The sequence below is a fragment of the Prevotella sp. P3-92 genome (genome assembly GCF_002251205.1).
GTDB lineage: Bacteria > Bacteroidota > Bacteroidia > Bacteroidales > Bacteroidaceae > Prevotella.
In genome coordinates, this window is sequence record NZ_NPJE01000070.1 from 41,483 (window position 1) to 59,021 (window position 17,539).

At 46.6% G+C, this 17,539-nt stretch carries 17 protein-coding genes; 5 read left to right on the forward strand and 12 right to left on the reverse strand.

The window, feature by feature from the left end; genetic code table 11:
- Nucleotides 1-16: 16 nt before the first annotated feature.
- The 5 genes from CIK93_RS12695 to CIK93_RS12715 form a co-directional block, all read right to left on the reverse strand.
- Nucleotides 17-490, reverse strand: coding sequence for an Lrp/AsnC family transcriptional regulator (locus CIK93_RS12695; RefSeq protein WP_094390981.1), 474 nt, complete (start codon nucleotides 488-490; stop codon nucleotides 17-19).
- 176 nt (nucleotides 491-666) lie between these two features.
- Nucleotides 667-1,536 carry an FKBP-type peptidyl-prolyl cis-trans isomerase gene (locus tag CIK93_RS12700; protein WP_094447566.1) on the reverse strand — a complete coding sequence of 290 codons (870 nt, stop codon included), beginning with the start codon at nucleotides 1,534-1,536 and terminating at the stop codon, nucleotides 667-669.
- Between the two features lie 34 nt (nucleotides 1,537-1,570).
- Entirely contained in the window at nucleotides 1,571-2,176 is a 606-nt protein-coding gene (locus tag CIK93_RS12705; protein WP_094390979.1) for an FKBP-type peptidyl-prolyl cis-trans isomerase, read from the reverse strand.
- Nucleotides 2,177-2,362: 186 nt separating this feature from the next.
- Entirely contained in the window at nucleotides 2,363-3,415 is a 1,053-nt protein-coding gene (locus CIK93_RS12710; protein ID WP_094447567.1) for a glycosyltransferase family 9 protein, read from the reverse strand.
- A gap of 8 nt (nucleotides 3,416-3,423) precedes the next feature.
- A complete protein-coding gene (locus tag CIK93_RS12715) occupies nucleotides 3,424-4,026 on the reverse strand; it encodes a DUF4254 domain-containing protein (protein WP_094390978.1) in 603 nt (200 codons plus the stop codon).
- A gap of 287 nt (nucleotides 4,027-4,313) precedes the next feature.
- On the opposite strand from CIK93_RS12715, the gene CIK93_RS12725 reads away from it, so the two are divergent.
- The 4 genes from CIK93_RS12725 (at nucleotide 4,314) to rnc (ending at nucleotide 8,139) form a co-directional block, all read left to right on the forward strand.
- Nucleotides 4,314-5,312 carry an NAD(P)-dependent oxidoreductase gene (locus tag CIK93_RS12725; protein WP_094434953.1) on the forward strand — a complete coding sequence of 333 codons (999 nt, stop codon included), beginning with the start codon at nucleotides 4,314-4,316 and terminating at the stop codon, nucleotides 5,310-5,312.
- Nucleotides 5,313-5,499: 187 nt separating this feature from the next.
- Nucleotides 5,500-5,736: an acyl carrier protein gene (locus tag CIK93_RS12730; RefSeq protein ID WP_094390976.1), complete on the forward strand. Its 237-nt coding sequence runs from the start codon at nucleotides 5,500-5,502 to the stop codon at nucleotides 5,734-5,736.
- A gap of 110 nt (nucleotides 5,737-5,846) precedes the next feature.
- The gene (gene fabF / locus CIK93_RS12735; protein WP_094390975.1) at nucleotides 5,847-7,109 is read left to right on the forward strand and encodes a beta-ketoacyl-ACP synthase II; all 1,263 of its coding nucleotides are present in this window, start codon (nucleotides 5,847-5,849) and stop codon (nucleotides 7,107-7,109) included.
- The gene (gene rnc, locus CIK93_RS12740; protein WP_094447569.1) at nucleotides 7,099-8,139 is read left to right on the forward strand and encodes a ribonuclease III; all 1,041 of its coding nucleotides are present in this window, start codon (nucleotides 7,099-7,101) and stop codon (nucleotides 8,137-8,139) included. Before fabF ends, rnc begins: the two co-directional genes overlap by 11 nt.
- Nucleotides 8,140-8,326: 187 nt before the next feature.
- On the opposite strand, the gene ispG is transcribed toward rnc, so the two are convergent.
- The 7 genes from ispG to CIK93_RS12770 form a co-directional block, all read right to left on the reverse strand.
- A complete protein-coding gene (gene ispG, locus CIK93_RS12745) occupies nucleotides 8,327-9,709 on the reverse strand; it encodes a (E)-4-hydroxy-3-methylbut-2-enyl-diphosphate synthase (RefSeq protein ID WP_094447570.1) in 1,383 nt (460 codons plus the stop codon).
- A gap of 27 nt (nucleotides 9,710-9,736) precedes the next feature.
- The gene (gene purE, locus CIK93_RS12750) at nucleotides 9,737-10,243 is read right to left on the reverse strand and encodes a 5-(carboxyamino)imidazole ribonucleotide mutase (protein ID WP_094447571.1); all 507 of its coding nucleotides are present in this window, start codon (nucleotides 10,241-10,243) and stop codon (nucleotides 9,737-9,739) included.
- Nucleotides 10,244-10,313: 70 nt separating this feature from the next.
- Nucleotides 10,314-10,934: a phosphatase PAP2 family protein gene (locus CIK93_RS12755; RefSeq protein ID WP_094390971.1), complete on the reverse strand. Its 621-nt coding sequence runs from the start codon at nucleotides 10,932-10,934 to the stop codon at nucleotides 10,314-10,316.
- Nucleotides 10,931-12,448, reverse strand: coding sequence for an RNA polymerase factor sigma-54 (gene rpoN, locus CIK93_RS12760; RefSeq protein ID WP_094447572.1), 1,518 nt, complete (start codon nucleotides 12,446-12,448; stop codon nucleotides 10,931-10,933). Before rpoN ends, CIK93_RS12755 begins: the two co-directional genes overlap by 4 nt.
- Nucleotides 12,445-13,092 carry a hypothetical protein gene (locus CIK93_RS12765; RefSeq protein ID WP_094447573.1) on the reverse strand — a complete coding sequence of 216 codons (648 nt, stop codon included), beginning with the start codon at nucleotides 13,090-13,092 and terminating at the stop codon, nucleotides 12,445-12,447. The genes rpoN and CIK93_RS12765 overlap by 4 nt, the downstream gene beginning before the upstream one ends.
- A gap of 218 nt (nucleotides 13,093-13,310) precedes the next feature.
- Entirely contained in the window at nucleotides 13,311-13,442 is a 132-nt protein-coding gene (locus CIK93_RS14040; RefSeq protein ID WP_256387586.1) for a hypothetical protein, read from the reverse strand.
- A gap of 72 nt (nucleotides 13,443-13,514) precedes the next feature.
- Nucleotides 13,515-15,236: a Na/Pi cotransporter family protein gene (locus CIK93_RS12770; protein WP_094447574.1), complete on the reverse strand. Its 1,722-nt coding sequence runs from the start codon at nucleotides 15,234-15,236 to the stop codon at nucleotides 13,515-13,517.
- An 86-nt stretch (nucleotides 15,237-15,322) separates the two neighbouring features.
- Here CIK93_RS12770 and CIK93_RS12775 point away from each other — a divergent pair, with 86 nt between their 5' ends.
- Complete coding sequence (locus tag CIK93_RS12775) at nucleotides 15,323-16,984, forward strand: nucleoside kinase (protein ID WP_094435056.1); 1,662 nt, start codon at nucleotides 15,323-15,325, stop codon at nucleotides 16,982-16,984.
- Nucleotides 16,985-17,539: the final 555 nt, after the last annotated feature.

Genomic DNA, 17,539 nt, shown 5'->3' on the forward strand with positions numbered 1-17,539 from the left:
CAGTGTTGATAGATGATTATTCGTTAGGTCCGATAGGAATCTCACGCTTGATGCTTTGTTCGAGCGATATCAGAGTCTCTGTAGCCACTACACCGGGGATGTCTTGCAGTTGGCCGTTGAGCAACTGCATGAGTTGTTCGTTGTCGCGGGCATAGAGTTTTACGAGCATGGTGTATGGACCTGTAGTGAAGTGACATTCCACGATTTCTGGGATATGCTGTATTCTTTCCACTACGTCCTTATACATCGAACCACGTTCCAAGGTGATTCCTACGTAGGTACAGGTGGTGTATCCCAGACTTTTGGGGTTAACGTCGAAACCGCTACCCATGATGACGTGACCCTCTATGAGATGCTGGACGCGCTGGTGGATAGCTGCACGTGATACGTTACACTCTGCCGCAACATCCTTGAAGGGTATTCGGGCATTTTTAGATAGAATATTCAGAATCTTTTTGTCGAGATTATCAATCTTGTCGTTTGCTGCCATATTTATATGGTTTTAGATATTTTACTATTTGTAAGCAAAAGTAGTTATTATTGTTGAAACAGGCAACACTTTGCTTGATAATTTATGTTTTTTTAGACAAAATATCGGTATCATGGCCAGATTCATCGACCTTGATACCGATATACACTATTGTGTTGGGGTGTTTTCCCTGATGATTATTTCACTTCGAGAAGCTCGATTTTGAAGACGAGAGCAGAGAAAGGCTTGATGTCTTCACCCTGCTGGCGCTCACCGTAAGCCTGATCCTGAGGAATGTAAACCTCCCATACAGAACCTGCAGGCATGTGGGTCAGAGCGGTTGTCCAACCTTTGATAACCTGGTTGCAACGGAAGTCTGCGGGCATGTTGCGCTTGTATGAGCTGTCGAATACCTTACCGTCGATGGTGCGACCCTCGTAGTTGACCTTTACCATTGAGGTGTCAGCAGGAATCTTACCGGTTCCTACCTTGATAACCTTATACTGTACACCACCGGGAAGAGTTTTCACACCTTCCTTCTTGGCATTGGCTGCAAGGAATTTCTCACCAGCTGCCTTGTTAGGACCGTAGGCTTTTTCCATGGTCTTGGCCTTGATGCTCTGCATCATCTTCTGAGCAATTATCTGTGCTGAGTCGATGCTCATGAGGCCACCCTTACCAGTTGTTCCGCTGATGAAACCTGCCATGAAGTTCTTCAGAGAGATGGTCTTGGTAGAATCCTCACCGAAAAGCTCGTGGTTGATGCCCTTCATCATCTGGTTTGAAATCTGCTGGCCAATCTGAATACCTGCGTAGTAAGCGGCTTTCTTCTTGTCGTCGCCGGCATTGGCTCCTTCGTTCAAACCTTTGATAAACTCGTCCAGATAGGCGGTATCCACGTCAAGACGTGTTACGAGATAATCTTTCAGACCCTGAGTCTGTGCCATACCGATGGCGTAGCTCAGTGTGTCTACGTCGCTCTTCAGGTTAGCCTTGGGAGCGGCATTGCCGCAAGAAAGCATGGCTACTGCGGCTACAGCGAATGCTGCAATGGTAAATTTCTTCATTGTATTACTAATGTTTGTATCTTTTCTGTTTGGTTTAGAGCACCTTGATGAGCTCTACATCGAAAATAAGTGCTGCAAATGGGGGAATAGCACCTGCTGCTCCGCTCTCACCATATCCCAGCATATAAGGTATGAAGAAGCGGTATTTAGCTCCTTCCTGCATCAGCTGCAGACCTTCGGTCCATCCGGCAATCACCTGCTGCAAACCGAATTCTGCGGGTTCACCACGCTGTACTGATGAGTCGAAAACTGTGCCATCGATGAGAAATCCCTCATAGTGGCAGCGTACTGTGTCTTTGGCAGATGGTTTTTTACCGTTACCTTCCTTGATAACTTGATATTGCAGACCGCTGGGCAGTGTAACCACACCGTCTTTCTTTGCGTTTTCTGCCAGATATTTCTCACCTGCTTCTTTGGCAATCTTGCCTTGTGCGGCGCGCTGTTCGTTGAGTTTCTTCTCTTGTGCCATGAAGTAATCTTGCACAATTTGCTGCGCTTCGTGGTTTGGTACCTTCAGTTCGTTGCCTGCAAGCACGTCTTTGATGGCTGCTGCAAAGTCGTCAACGTTCATGTCTGTGGCACCCATCTGCTTCAGCTGCATGCCGATACCGATGCCCATAGCGTAACTTACTTTATCCATTTTTTGTCTTTATAATATTATTAATGTATCTGTTTTAAAATCGGCGCAAAGGTACACATATTTTCTGATACCGCATTATTTTTTTATGAAAAATTATAGTGTTTCATGGTTTTTCTCATATCAAGAAAAGCCATTGACGGATAGTGCTACATGGAAATAGCTGGCAGAACTATCCGTAAACGGGATTTAATGCTTGTTCAGAATCAGTTCTACGCGATTGACAATCTGCTCTGGTGCGATGTTGCGCATGCAGGCATAGTCACCTCGTAAGCATGGTTTCTGGCCGTAGATGCTACATGGACGGCACTCCAACGGTATCTGGATGGCATTCTCTGGGTTCTGATTCCAACCCATAAAACCAGTAAAAGGATGAGTGGCGCCCCATACGCTTACTACGGGTGTGGCTACCAGCGATGCCAAGTGCATATTGGCAGAATCCATGGATACCATTACTTGGAGGTGGCTCATTAAGATGAGTTCGTCGCGCAGATTATTCAAATGTTGGCTTACATACACACACTGGGGGTGGGCAGCACACCATTTCGGGAATGTTTCGTCTTCGCGCTGGCCTTTGCCAAATAAATAGATGCGAGTATCAGGATGTTTGGCAAGCAATTGCTCTACTACCTGTTCCATTAATCGAACTGGATAGATTTTGCCTTCGTGTGCGGCAAAAGGTGCAATGCCGATACATGGTTGACCGACAGTGGGACGGGGAAGACTCTCTGGCAAAAGATTCATGTCACCACCATCTTCTGAAAAAATGGAGCGGAACTGTACGTTGACGGGATAGCCCAAGCGGGCAAATACATCAGCATAGTTTTGGAATGAAGTAGGCAACTGAATCAGTTGCTTATTGCTTGAAGAGGTGATGCGACGGCGGTCTTTGCGATGTTTGTCAATGTGTGCCACTTTATAGTGGTCCAGATTGAAGCGCATGCGCAGATAACTTGACCTCAGTACGCTGTGAAGGTCGGCAATGGCTGTAAACTGTTTGGCCAACAAACGGCGGTAGAGACTGTTCAAACCAGTGATACCGTGGTATTCGCGTTTGAGGTCAGCCTCCATAAAATTGATGTTGGGTAGCAGATCATCGAATAAAGGACGTGCAAAGTTACGGCTCAATACCGTAATGCGCACATCAGGATACTGCTGTGCCAATGCATAGACGACGGGCACTGTCATGGCCACATCGCCTAATGCAGAGAATCGGATGACGAGAAGATGTTCCTTTTTCACCAATTGAATTATTTCTTGTAGAGAATAGGGTTGGTAGAAGGATCGTTGTACATCTTCATCTGGCGATATACCTTCATGTACTTGCGACCCTGCTCAATGTCTTCGAGCAACTGGTCGATGGCTGTGCTGAGATCCACCTGCTGTTCAAGAAGAACCTGCAGCTTGGCTTGACACTTCTCTACATGGGCAACGTCAGCATCCTTGCGTTCGGTCTGTTCTTGCATGTGCCAGATCTTCAAAGCCAGAATGGAAAGACGGTCAATGGCCCATGCTGGACTCTCTGTGTTCAGTCGTGCATCGGTCAAAGGCTTGATGTCACTATACAACTTACGGAAGTAAGAGTCGATTTCCTCTACCAAATCGGTGCGGTCTTGATTGCTGTGGTCGATGCGACGCTTCAGAGCCAGTGCCTCTGTTGGGTCGATGTGTGGATCGCGGATGATATCTTCCAGATGCCACTGTACGGTATCAATCCAGCATTTCAGATACAGGCTATACTCAATAGAGTCGCGCTCGTAAGGATTAGAAATGGGCGTGTCCACATGATCTTTCAAGTGATAGTCACGAATAGCTTGCTTGAAGATTTGGTTAGCTTTTTCAGTAAATGTCATAGTCTATATTTTTTTGTTTGGTGCAAAGGTACGAATAAGTGAGTGAAATACAAAAGAAAACCTCGTTTTCTTTTGCATTTCCGAACGTGAGTACCTTGGGCGCATAGCGCCAAAGGTGTAGAATAAGTGAGTGAAATACAAAAGAAAACCTCGTTTTCTTTTGCATTTCCGAACGTGAGTACCTTGGGCGCATGGCGCCAAAGGTGTAGAATAAGTGAGTGAAATGCAAAAGAAAACAGTGATTTTTTTCTCTTTTCCATCCCGATTCATTATCTTTGCATCCAATTATGAAAATAGTTGTTGACGATAAAATACCCTATATCCGCGAGAAACTCCAGATGCTGGCCGACCAAGTGGTGGCTATTCCCGGAGCAAAAATAGCGTCTGCCGATGTGAAAGATGCTGATGCACTTATAGTGAGAACTCGTACGCGATGTGATGAAAAACTGTTGGCTGGTTCGAAAGTGACTTTTGTTGCTACTGCAACCATAGGATTTGATCATATTGATGCCGATTATATGGAGCGTGCAGGCATAACATGGACCAGTTGTCCAGGATGCAATGCTGCCTCGGTCGCACAGTATCTCGAATCGTCACTTCTTTTGCTTCAACAACAGAAAGGACTTCAACTCAATAGTGCCACTATCGGTATCGTGGGATGTGGACATGTGGGACAGAAAGTGAAGAACGTAGCTGAACGCATGGGTATGCGTGTCTTGGTATGCGATCCGCCAGTGGGCTCCTCAGACTATGTGTCGTTAGACGTGATAGAGCGGGAGGCAGATGTCATCACTTTCCATGTGCCACTCACCCGCGAAGGATGTTATGCTACATGGCATATGGCAGATGAAGCGTTCTTCCAAAGACTCTCGCGCGTACCTTATATAATTAATACAAGTCGTGGGCCTGTGGTTGATAATAACGCTCTGTTGACAGCATTGTGTGAAAAGCGAGTGCGCGATGCGGTTATCGATGTATGGGAGGGTGAACCTGATATCAATCTCCAACTCCTGAAACAGGCTTTTATTGCCACTCCACATATTGCAGGCTACTCTGCAGATGGCAAGACTAATGCTGATAATATGGTAATTCAAGCTCTTTGTCATCATTTCCATTTGCCCAATCCCGGTCGTATAGATCCTCCGTCTCTACCTGACGGTTTTCATTTCACAGGTGATCCTTTACAGCTTTACAACCCCATCAAGGATAGTGAAAAACTTAAAAACGATCCTTCGCTGTTTGAATCTTTGCGCAATAATTACCCACTTAGACGTGAAAAAATCTGAAAAAATATGCAGAAAAGGGGCTGAAAAGTGCACAGATTATAGGTGTTTGTGCAAAGAAAAGCGCTTTTTTACCGAAATTATTTGCGTAACTCAATAAAAATTAGTTACTTTGCAACCGCTAAGTGCCCTATGGGGTAGTAAGCACACAAAAAAAGAATACATTATAAACTATTTTAAAAAGAACATTATGTCAGAAATTGAAAGCAAAGTAAAGGAAATCATCGTTGACAAGCTCGGTGTTGACGAGGCAGAAGTAAAGCCCGAAGCAAGTTTCACCAACGACCTCGGCGCTGATTCTTTGGATACCGTTGAGCTCATCATGGAATTTGAGAAAGAGTTCGGTATCTCTATCCCCGACGACAAGGCTGAGAAGATTGGCACTGTAGGTGATGCTATCGCATACATCGAGGAGAACAAAAAATAAATCACATCTGTGATGGACTTTTGGGTGTTGGGTGTTGGCGTACCTTTTGGTGGCCAATGTTCAACACCCATTCAGTAATAGGACATCACTAAGACAACCAAATCTAAAATATGGAATTGAAAAGAGTAGTAGTGACTGGACTCGGTGCCGTCACGCCACTGGGCAACACTTCTGAGGAGACCTGGCAGAACATGCTGGCGGGAAAGAGTGGCGCAGCCCCCATTACCAGCTTCGATACCACAAACTTCAAAACTAAGTTTGCGTGCGAAGTGAAGAACCTTAACATCAATGATTATCTTGATCGTAAAGAGGCTCGTAAGATGGATCGTTACACACAGTTGGCTCTTATTGCTGCTAAACAGGCTGTGGAAGACAGTGCAATGGACCTTGATACCGAAGACAAAAACCGCATTGGCGTTGTTTATGGAGTAGGTATCGGTGGTATTAAGACCTTCGAGGATGAAGTGAAATACTATGGTGTTCACGAGGCTGATGGTCCTAAATTCAATCCATTCTTCATTCCGAAGATGATTGCCGATATTGCTGCCGGACAGATTTCTATTATGTACGGTTTCCACGGACCAAACTATATCACTGCTTCGGCTTGTGCTTCTTCAAGCAATGCATTGGCTGATGCTTTCAACCTTATCCGTTTGGGCAAGGCCAACATTATCGTAAGTGGTGGTGCTGAGGCTGCTATCTGTGCAACAGGTGTTGGTGGTTTCAATGCGATGCACGCTCTGTCAACTCGCAACGATGAACCTGAAAAGGCAAGCCGTCCGTTCAGCGCAAGTCGCGATGGATTCATCATGGCTGAAGGTGCTGGTTGCTTGATTCTTGAAGAGCTCGAGCATGCTAAGGCACGTGGTGCTAAGATTTATGCAGAAATGGTTGGTGCAGGAATGAGCGCCGATGCTCACCACATCACCGCCTCTCATCCAGAGGGTCTCGGTGCATGCCTCGTGATGCGCAACGCATTGGAGGATGCTGGCTTGAATCCTGAAGATATCGATTATATCAACGTACACGGAACATCTACCCACGTAGGTGATATCTCTGAAGCCAAGGCTATCAAGGAAGTGTTTGGCGATGCTGCTTATAAGCTCAACATCAGCAGTACCAAGTCGATGACTGGTCACCTCCTTGGTGCAGCAGGTGCTGTAGAGGCTATGGCTACCGTATTGGCTGTCAAGAACGACATCGTTCCTCCCACTATCAACCATGAGGAAGGCGATAACGATGAAGAGATTGACTACAACCTCAACTTCACCTTCAACAAAGCACAGAAGCGCGAAGTGCGTGCCGGACTGAGCAATACTTTCGGTTTTGGTGGTCACAACGCTTGTGTAGTGTTCAAGAAGTATGCTGAATAATTATAATTTCATAGATAGAATAAGGCTCCCTTTCCGCAAGGAGAAGGAGCTTTATTCTTCTTTATACAAAATTCTCGGATTTTATCCTCGCAACATACAGCTCTATAAGCAGGCTCTTCTACACAAGAGTCTGCGTCGCCGAAATGAGAAAGGACGTCCTTTGAATAATGAGCGCCTCGAATTTTTGGGTGATGCCATACTTGATGCTGTGGTGGGCGATATCGTATTTCGTCATTTTGAAGGCAAGCGCGAGGGATTTCTTACTAATACTCGCTCTAAACTCGTACAGCGCGAAACACTCGGACGATTGGCCAAAGAGATGGGTATCACTCGGCTGATCACTACGTCTGACCGCTCTACAGTTCATAACAGTTACATGGGGGGAAACGCTTTCGAGGCCCTTGTCGGTGCGATTTATCTCGACCGCGGCTATGAAGCCTGCATGCGTTTCATGCAGAAGCGTATCCTCAACCAGATTATCAACATCGATAAAGTGGCCTATAAGGAGGTCAATTTCAAGTCGAAACTGTTGGAATGGAGTCAGAAAAACCGTGTGCGGCTGGAGTTTAAACAAGTGGAACAGACGAAAGACGAGAACAGCAGTCCTGTCTTTGTCTATCAGGTGATACTTGAAGGTGTAGAAGGTTGTGCGGGTAAAGGATACAGTAAAAAAGAGAGTCAGCAGAATGCCTGCAAGGATACGCTACAGCGTTTGCGTCGCGAGCCACAATTCATAGACAGCGTGTTTGCTGCAAAGACGGAACGTACAAAGATGGAGGAGGAACCGATACTCTCTGTACCTGATCCAGAAGCAGATCAGCGTGATTTTATTGTGGAGCAGCCTCAAACTACAGAAAGAGATTTTCCTCGTCCACAGAAATCGCTGCAGAAGAATGTATCGGATAATGATAACCAGTCGGCAGACCGTCATGATATGGACTTTTCACTTGATGATATTACGGCAACACCACGGGAAAAGAGCCGTGAGGAGATTATTGCCGAAGCAGAGGAAGCTGCCTTTGCCGAATAAGTGATACTGATATCTGACAAAGCCCTGCTTCAAATTATTTGAAGCAGGGTTTTGTCAATTTGTATAGAAGTGGTGTGTATGTCATCTGCTAGATGTTATTGGGCTCTTTAGCCCTTATCGTCAAACGACAAAAAGGAATAGTCTGTAGGCTTTACCGATTGTTGCCACACCATGCGAATAACTGATATTATTGTTTTTTTCGATCATCGTCAATCAGTTGTAATAGGTGTTCTACGGCTTCAGCCTCAGGGATATTCTTTGCTACACACTCTTTTTGTCGGTAGAGTGATATCTTTCCACGTCCTGCACCCACATAGCCATAGTCTGCATCTGCCATTTCACCAGGACCATTGACGATACATCCCATGATGCCAATCTTTAGTCCTACCAGATGACTGGTTGCTGCTTTAATGCGGGCAATGGTGTCTTGTAGATTGTAGAGTGTGCGTCCGCAACCCGGACAAGAGATGTATTCTGTCTTGGTAAACTTAATGCGTGCAGCCTGCAGAATAGCATCTGACAGACCTACGAGACGTTCTGCTGAGAAGTGGGGATTGTTGATGACAAGTTGATGAGCTTTACGGTCGATGAGTAAGGCTCCTGTTGCCATGGCAACTTTGAGTTGCATGGTCTGCCAATCTTCATCATCCAAGGTGATGGTGATGGTATCATCGGCGATGGAAGCCTCGGCTTTCTCACGCAGAATAGCACATGCTTCGATGTTATCTACAAGTTGGCGTGCTACAGGAATTTCACATTCTGGTTCTTCGCTGAGTGATACACGGATGGTGTCGCCAATGCCCTCTGTCAGCAAGGCACCAATACCTACGGCACTCTTGATGCGTCCGTCTTCGCCTTCTCCAGCTTCGGTAACACCGAGATGCAGTGGATAGTGCATGTCTTCATGGTCCATGGTTTCCACCAAGAGGCGTACCGTAGTAACCATGACCACAGTATTGCTGGCTTTGATGGATATGACCACATCGTTGAAGTTCTCACGTTTGCAGATGCGCAGAAACTCCATGCAACTTTCTACGATACCTGCGGGAGTGTCGCCATAGCGCGACATGATGCGATCGCTGAGCGAACCATGGTTTACTCCTATGCGTACGGCAGTATGGTGCTCTTTACAGATATTGAGGAACGGCACTAGTTTGGCTTCTATCTTTTTTAGTTCATCGGCATATTCTGCATCGGTATATTCGAGATGTTTGAAGACTCTGCCAGGGTCAACATAGTTGCCGGGATTGATGCGAACTTTCTCGCAGTAACATGCTGCCACATCGGCTACACGGGCTGTGAAATGTACATCAGCTACCAATGGAGCTGTATAGCCATCGGCTTTCAGCCGTTGAGATATGTTTTTCATATTCTCGGCTTCACGTGTTCCCTGTGTAGTGAAGCGCACCAACTCACCTCCTGCATCGATGATGCGTTTGGCTTGTGCCACGCAACCTTCGGTATCGTTGGTGTCTTTGGTGGCCATCGACTGGATGCGGATAGGGTTATCGCCTCCGATGCCGAGCTGTCCTACGTGGGCAATGGATGATACTCTTCGTTTGTAACTCATCTTCTTATGGATTGGTGAAGCAGTGCTTCAGTTGGTTTTATATTCGTATTTCATTTCGGCCAAATCGCGGTTAGCTTTCTCTATCTTGGCTTTCAGTCCAGCCTTATAGTCTGCCAGGCGCTTGGCAATGGTTTCATCGGAGAGTGCAAGCATTTCTACAGCTAAGATAGCTGCGTTCTGTGCACCGTTGACACCTACTGTTGCTACAGGGATTCCTGGGGGCATCTGTATGATGGAGAGCATGGCATCGAGTCCGTCGAGCATACCTTTGATGGGCACTCCGATAACGGGGAGTGTGGTTGATGCTGCGATGACGCCCGGTAGTGCAGCCGCCATTCCGGCAGCTGCGATAATCACTTTCAGACCGCGCTCCTTAGCCCCTGCAGCAAATGCCTCTACTGCGTCAGGGGTACGGTGTGCCGACAGCGCATTGACCTCAAAGGGAATTTGCATCTCGTCGAGTAGTTTACATGCTTTTTCCATAACGGGCAAATCGCTTGTGCTGCCCATGATGATGCTGACAATTGGTTTCATAATCGTATTTGTATGTCTTGTTGTTGTTAAACGATGTTGTTGTCTGTATGTTATAATCTATTGTGATTCGTTAGATGAAGAGAATGATGATGGCTGCTACGAAGAAGCCAATCCAGAATCCTCCTACTATCTGTCCGAGAGAGTGCTGTCGTAATATCATGCGACAGGTGCCCACGATTCCTCCGACAAGGAATACCAGGCAGAGCCACCATATGGGATTGAATGCCAGATATTCGGCAAAGGCAAATAGTGCACCGCCTACGGCTCCGATTGCTGCCGAGTGGGTAGATATCTTCCATACTACATTGATAAGCGCACATATCATCTGTACGCAGAGTGCTGCCAAAAGGATGGAACCGATGAAATGTGGCATGTGAAGCCGAAGGAAGAGATAGTAACAAGCGAAATAGCTGGCTATCGATAGAGCATAGGGCACCATGCGCCGTTCACGTTGGCCTAGTTCGATGAGTGTCCATCCTTGGTATTTGCGGTAGAGTCGAATGGATATGGTTGGCATCAGAATCGTGAAGAAATAGACCATTGCCAGTACCTGCAATTTGTAGGCAGTAGGGAAGATGCTCATGAAACTGAAGGTGAAAAGTACAAGCATGCCTACGATGGGCAAATAGAATGGTGTGAAGAATAGGCTTACCGCACGTGCAGCTATGATGAGGCGCTTTTCGTTTTTCATTTTTTCTCCTCCTTTCTCAGTCGTGCTATAGGCAGTCCAAGTTGTTCGCGGTATTTTGCCACGGTACGTCGTGCTATGGGGTAGCCCTTCTTTGCGAGCAGTTTGCAGAGTGCATCATCGCTCAGTGGTTGTTGTTTATCCTCGCTGTTTATGAGGTCGTGCAGAATCATCTTAAGTTGCCGAGTGGAGAGTTGGTCACCTTCAGCAGTGGTATAGCTTTCGGTGAAGAAGTGGCGAAGGGGGAAAGTACCCCATCGTGTTTGTGCATATTTACCGTTGCAGGCTCTGGAGATGGTGGTGAGGTTGAGACCTGTCTTTTCCGCAATATCCTTGAGAATCATAGGTCGTAGCAGTGCCTCGTCGCCTTCTTCGAAATAGCGATGCTGCCATTGTATAATGGCATTCATAGTCATGGTGAGTGTGCGGCGTCTGCTCTTGATAGCTTCTATGAAACTATGAGCGGCATTCACTTTCTTTTTAGTATAGAGCAGCGCTTCCTTCATTTGGCGGCTCATATTTTCTTTGTTGGTCTGATATTGATTGAGTGTTTCGGAAAACGATGGTGATACATGCAGTTCTGGCAATTCTCCAGTATTGAGTTGGAAGGTCACGGTACCGTCGTCCTGTGTATCGATGATGAAATCGGGTGTGATTTGTTGGAGTGAACGCCCTACGGCTTCGCCCATTGATGCACCAGGTTTGGGGTTGAGTTTGCGCATCTCTGCCATGAGTGTATCGACTTGCATCTCTGTCAATTGCAAGCTTTGTCTGATTTGTTGCCAGTGCTTCTTGGTAAAATCTTCGAAGTGGTTGGTGACCACTTGTTCCATTAGCATGGTCAGCCGTGATGGTTCACGTCTTTTGATTTGTAAGAGCAGACATTCTTGCAATGAGCGTGCACCAATACCAGCGGGGTCAAAGTCTTGGAGCATCTCCAAGAGCTTTTGCAATTCGTGTTCATTGGTATCAATGTTGTGGTAGATAGCCAGTTCGTCGGCTATGCTATCGAGCGTTTTTCTCAGTAGCCCGTCTTCGTCGAGTGAGCCAATGATGTATTCCATGATATATCGTTGGCGCTCATCAAGTGGCAAGAGCCCCACTTGTTCCTTGAGCTGATCATAGAAAGAGAGAGTTTCGCCATAGACCATCTCTTCGCGTTCCTCGTCATAAGATGGTCCGCTGTGATATACGGGAAGGTCTTCATCATCGCGTCCAATGCGTTCTAAAGCGGCATCGAGCGCATCGTTCCGCTCTTCGCGCTCGTTGCGTTGTTCGTAGTCTTCGTTGGTATCAGTATCGGTGTCTGATGGTTCATCGTCGTGCCAATCGTTCTCTTCATCGGTGCCCGATGATTCCAGCGCAGGATTATCGTCCATTTCAGTGCGTATGCGTTCCATGAGTTGCGCCATAGGCATCTCTGTGAGTTGCGCTTGGAGCAACTGTTGCTGTGTGATGCTCTGGGTTTGCCGGAGCGATTGTGACAGTTGTTGTTCTTGTGTCTGTTCTTGTTTCATCGGTAATACGCCTTGAGTTGTTCGGCCAGCGTAGCCAGTTGTTCGGTATCGCTATTGCCGTATCTCTGCCATATATCCTGACAAGCAGGGAAGATGGGACTAAAGAGCATCTCATTTCTATTGAGATAGGGGTCGCAGTGTTGATATACTTCCATGATGTCAGCAATCTTTGCTGCAGACATGTGCATTAGTCGGGCCAGGTCTTGTATTTCTGGAGTTTCTGGAACCATGGTGATGGGTGTCAGTCTGAAATACTGGTCGAGAATGATGATGAGTGTGGCAGGCATCAGTTGACTATCACCTTCAATGGGTCTGAAATCGTGTTCAAACGACTCTTGCAGTTCCACCCCTTCGTAGAATTCGCCACTATTGCCGAATCCTGCCATTCGTCTCAGCAACTTTACTGCTCGGTTCAGACGTTGTGGGTTGTTGGCATAGTGTTGCCATAGTTGTTGGATACGGGGCGTGTCGAGGCTTTCCAGTTGCTTCATCTTCTGATGGAGTGTTTGTGGCGGAACGTGTAGTTCGAGGCTGAGATCCACCATAGCCTTGCAGTACAGGGGTTTGAGCCCTGCCGGCTTCTTTTGGTATAGTTGTATGAGCAACACCCAGCAGTCGTCTTTCCAGTTCTGATTCTTTGCCATGGCCTTATAGCTTTTGCTTTTTGTGCAAAGTTAGCGAATAATGGTGAAAGTGCAAAATAATCGGTTCGCAATTTGGTTATTTCCGTGATATTATTCACCTTCGCGATATTTGTTAATTACAAATCGGTCATTTCTTTATCAAAGAACCGATTGGCGGATAAATAAAAAAGGGGAACCCCGATAGGAGTTCCCCTTGATGTATGACTTGTATAGTCTGATTATTTCTTAGGTTCGAAATAGAATGCACCACCCTTGTTGGCATTAGCCTTGAACACAACGGTAGAAGTTCCGTTCTTGGTGTTGATAGACTTGATAGAGAGCCAGCTTTCAGCCTCCTCAGGAATCTTCACGTCAACGCCTTCACCCTTGTTGGTCAGATATGCGATTACTTCAAATGTTACACCAATGTTAAAATTGCATTTTTATGCATTTTTTTGACGTGTACCCATGCGTGCTTCAACTACGTTGACCACATAGTCGCCTAATTTCTCACATTCGTTGATGATATCCATATAGATGGTGCCCACGGCATAGGTGTATGCATGGTTGTTCACGTCGTTGATGTTTTGCGATTTCAACTGATTGCGGTAATTATTGATTTCGTTCTCGATGTTGAACGAACGGTTGACATCGTACGATACTTTTCTGCCAGCCATTAGCGCATTCATCTGCGTCAGGGCTTGGTCTGTGAGTTCCATCATTTGGAAAATGTGCTCATACTGCTTTTGATTGAAGTGGTCTTGCTTGCCCTGATATTTGCGAGAGATGGTGCGTGCAATGTTGTAGCAAGCGTCGCCGATACTTTCAATCTCTGATATTTCGCGCAGCATCGCACGGATTTTAGCTTTGGTATCGTCAGAGAGATGAGCGTCCGACACTTCATCGAGGTATTGTGCAATTTCCAATTCCATGTTGTCGGATATTCCTTCATACTTCTCTATACGCGAGTACATCTTATTAAATGTCTTCTCGTCTTTCTCCACCAACAGTTCTTTGACCAAACCGAACATGCGCTGTATGCGGATGGCAAACTGCTGTATCTCCTTTTGAGCCTCCAATACCGAGAGCTCCGGAGTCTTCATGAAGCCAGCAGTAATGAAGTGCAGACGGAAGTCCTCCTCTTCATCCACTTTCTTAGGCTTGATCACCCAGCATACGAAGCGTTCGATTTGTGGGATAAACCAGATGAGGATAGCGGTATTGACAACATTGAAGCAGGTGTGGAAGGCAGCCAGCACAAAACTGAGTTTGGCGGAATTGGCAAGAAAAGCCTTGGCTGTGGTAGTGGCGCGGTCCATATCCACATCGTAGCCAACGAGTCCGCAGACCATATCGACGAAAGGACGGAATACGAAGAGTATCCATATCACACCGAATACGTTGAAGAACATGTGTGCAAGTGCTGCACGCCGCGCCTGTGTGTTGGCAGACATGGCAGCCAAGTTTGAGGTGACTGTGGTACCGATGTTCTCACCCATGACGAGTGCGATACCCTGGTAGATGGGCAATACTCCGCTCGAACAGAGAATCATGGTGATAGCCATGACAGCAGCCGACGACTGTACACAGAAGGTAAGCACACCTCCAAGGAGCAGGAAGATGAGTGTGGTGCTGAATGCGTTGGGATCGAACGATGCGAAGAAGTCGAGCACGGCTTGGTTTTCTCCGAGGTGCATGTCTATACCGGTCTGTCGGAGTGTGCCGAGACCGAGGAACATGAAGGCAATACCAAACACGAAGTCGCCTATGAAGCGCTTTTTCTTCGAATAGATGAGGATAATGGCGAAAAAGAAAGCCGGATAGACGAAGTCGGTGATATTAAAAGAAAACCCTGCCGACATAATCCACGCCGTCAGGGTTGTTCCAATATTAGCACCCATAATAACTGAGATAGCCTGTGCCAAAGTCAGCAGACCAGCGTTTACAAACGAAACGGTCATCACAGTTGTAGCGGTGCTCGACTGTACACTTGCCGTGACAAGCATACCAGTGGTCATACCCATAAAACGATTGGTGGTCATGGCACCGAGGACATGTCGCAATTGCGGTCCTGCCATTTTTTGGAGCGCCTCACTCATTGATTTCATACCGAACATCAGCAGGGCAAGTGATCCCAAAAGCTTGAAAAGAATCCAAATTGACATACTTGGAAGTTTAAAAAGTTTAAATTCTTATTGTATTCTAAATATATTCACTAACTTTGTCCACGACTAATGCAAACAATATGCCTATGGAACAAATGGTTCAAATCCGTTGCAAAAATAATAAAAAAATATTAAATGTAAGCATCGGAAGTACACTTTCTGATATTTTTTCTTTTTCGGGCCTTACCATGGAGTACGGTCCGATAAGTGCACGTGTTAACAATAAGATAGAGGGAATGCACTATCGCGTGTATAATTGTAAGGATGTGGAGTTTCTCAGTCTCCGCCATCCTTCTGCGCTAAGAGCATATACTCGCAGTTTGTTTTTTGTGCTTTGTAAGGCTGTCCACGACCTTTACGGCACGGGACATGTGGTTATCAATGTGCCTGTGAGCAATGGCTACCATTGCGATTTGCATATCGGGCATCAGGTGACCGACGCTGATGTGGCTGCCATTAGAAAGCGCATGCAGGAGATTGTGGCTGCTGCCATCCCCATTCATCGCCATCAAGCAACAACCGAAGATGCCATCCGCATGTTTCGTGAGATGGGAACCGTATCGAAGGTGAAGCTCCTTGAAGGGTTGGGATCGCTCTATACCACCTATTATGAGATAGATGGCTATGCGGATTATTACTATGGCTCGATGCTCACCAATACCGGGCAACTGACACTTTTCGGCGTCGAACCGTATTTTGGCGGAATCCTTCTGCGCGTGCCGTCACCACAAGATCCGTCACGCTTGGGCGAACTGGTGCGTCAGGACAAGATGTTCGACATCTTTATGGAGCACCACCATTGGCAGGACATCCTCGGCATCAGTACCATTGGCGACCTGAACAAAGCGGTGGAAGAGGGGAAGTCGAACGGACTCATCCAACTGAGCGAGGCGTTGCAAGAGAAGAAGATAGCGCAGATAGCCGATGAGATTGCCAAACGGAAGAATGTGAAGATGGTGCTCATAGCCGGTCCCTCATCGAGCGGTAAGACCACCACCTGCAAGCGCCTTTCGGTACAACTGGCGGTCAACGGCATCCATCCCATTGGCATTTCGCTCGACGATTACTTCGTGAACCGCGAACAGACACCGCGCGATGAGACTGGCGACTACGACTACGAACATCTGCATGCACTCAACATTCCTTTGCTCAACGAGCAGATGAATGCCCTGTTCAGAGGCGAAGAGGTGGAACTGCCACGCTATAATTTCCAGATGGGCAGAAGTGAAAAAAGCGGTCGTCGCCTACGACTTCAGGGCAACGAGGTACTTGTCTTGGAAGGAATCCATGCGCTCAATCCCGAACTGACAGCATCTATCCCCAACGATCAGATATTCCGTGTCTATGCTTCGGCATTGACCACCATCCTGCTCGACACGCACAATTATATACCGACTACCGACAACCGCCTGTTGCGCCGTATCGTTCGCGACTATAAATACCGTGGGGTATCGGCATGCGACACCATCCGTCGTTGGCCTTCGGTACGCCGGGGTGAGAACCGCTGGATATTCCCTTATCAGGAAAATGCCGATGCCATGTTCAATTCTGCCATGCTTTTCGAACTGGCAGTACTGAAGAATCAGGCGTTGCCCTTGTTGGAACAGGTGCCTGAAAACTGCGAAGAGTATGCCGAGGCATATAGATTGATGAAGTTTCTGCGCTACATCCACACCATCAAGGAAGACCAGATACCGCCCACATCGCTACTTCGCGAGTTTCTTGGCGGCAGTTCGTTTGAATACTGATGCATCATTCCCAGCGGGTAGGATAGCGTACCAGCTGACATACAGAAAATTTAGTTTTCAGAAATATTTCGACCACACGACCACCACTATGATGTAATCCTTTGAGAGATATGGCATTATGGTGGTGGTCGATGGCTTAATTGCTGCGTTTTCGACCACCCATCGGCCACCAATATGAGTAAGACACATCCCGAACGCATCCCGAACGCATCCCGAAGCCATATACTCTCTTTTTCTATACAATATTGGGTAAAAGGTCTTGTTGATGTTTGAAAGAAATGCCATTCAACAGTCGGTCATCCACAGCGAATCGTCCTACTTATATAATAATGTACGCGTGCGTAAGATAATTAAGGAAAGGAATTATGGCCTTCCTCTTAGGGCCTTGTTGCCCTGTCAAGTATGACACAACGGAAATGAGCATGGTCTTTCAATCCAAAGAAACTATTGAAAACAACGAAAAAAGGTGAAAAATAGACGAAAAAAACAGCAGATGTGTTTCGTTTTTGAATATCATTTACTACCTTTGCATAAGATAACCTAAACACCTGTCAG

What these genes read in the sequence shown, in the direction of transcription:
- CIK93_RS12775 (WP_094435056.1), top strand. Translation starts at nt 15,323, where the DNA reads ATGGAACAAATGGTTCAAATCCGTTGCAAAAATAATAAAAAAATATTA.
- CIK93_RS12770 (WP_094447574.1), bottom strand. Translation starts at nt 15,236, where the DNA reads ATGTCAATTTGGATTCTTTTCAAGCTTTTGGGATCACTTGCCCTGCTG.
- purE (WP_094447571.1), bottom strand. Translation starts at nt 10,243, where the DNA reads ATGAAACCAATTGTCAGCATCATCATGGGCAGCACAAGCGATTTGCCC.
- CIK93_RS12755 (WP_094390971.1), bottom strand. Translation starts at nt 10,934, where the DNA reads ATGAAAAACGAAAAGCGCCTCATCATAGCTGCACGTGCGGTAAGCCTA.
- CIK93_RS12765 (WP_094447573.1), bottom strand. Translation starts at nt 13,092, where the DNA reads ATGGCAAAGAATCAGAACTGGAAAGACGACTGCTGGGTGTTGCTCATA.
- rpoN (WP_094447572.1), bottom strand. Translation starts at nt 12,448, where the DNA reads ATGAAACAAGAACAGACACAAGAACAACAACTGTCACAATCGCTCCGG.
- CIK93_RS12725 (WP_094434953.1), top strand. Translation starts at nt 4,314, where the DNA reads ATGAAAATAGTTGTTGACGATAAAATACCCTATATCCGCGAGAAACTC.
- CIK93_RS12705 (WP_094390979.1), bottom strand. Translation starts at nt 2,176, where the DNA reads ATGGATAAAGTAAGTTACGCTATGGGCATCGGTATCGGCATGCAGCTG.
- CIK93_RS12730 (WP_094390976.1), top strand. Translation starts at nt 5,500, where the DNA reads ATGTCAGAAATTGAAAGCAAAGTAAAGGAAATCATCGTTGACAAGCTC.
- fabF (WP_094390975.1), top strand. Translation starts at nt 5,847, where the DNA reads ATGGAATTGAAAAGAGTAGTAGTGACTGGACTCGGTGCCGTCACGCCA.
- ispG (WP_094447570.1), bottom strand. Translation starts at nt 9,709, where the DNA reads ATGAGTTACAAACGAAGAGTATCATCCATTGCCCACGTAGGACAGCTC.
- CIK93_RS12715 (WP_094390978.1), bottom strand. Translation starts at nt 4,026, where the DNA reads ATGACATTTACTGAAAAAGCTAACCAAATCTTCAAGCAAGCTATTCGT.
- CIK93_RS12695 (WP_094390981.1), bottom strand. Translation starts at nt 490, where the DNA reads ATGGCAGCAAACGACAAGATTGATAATCTCGACAAAAAGATTCTGAAT.
- CIK93_RS12700 (WP_094447566.1), bottom strand. Translation starts at nt 1,536, where the DNA reads ATGAAGAAATTTACCATTGCAGCATTCGCTGTAGCCGCAGTAGCCATG.
- rnc (WP_094447569.1), top strand. Translation starts at nt 7,099, where the DNA reads ATGCTGAATAATTATAATTTCATAGATAGAATAAGGCTCCCTTTCCGC.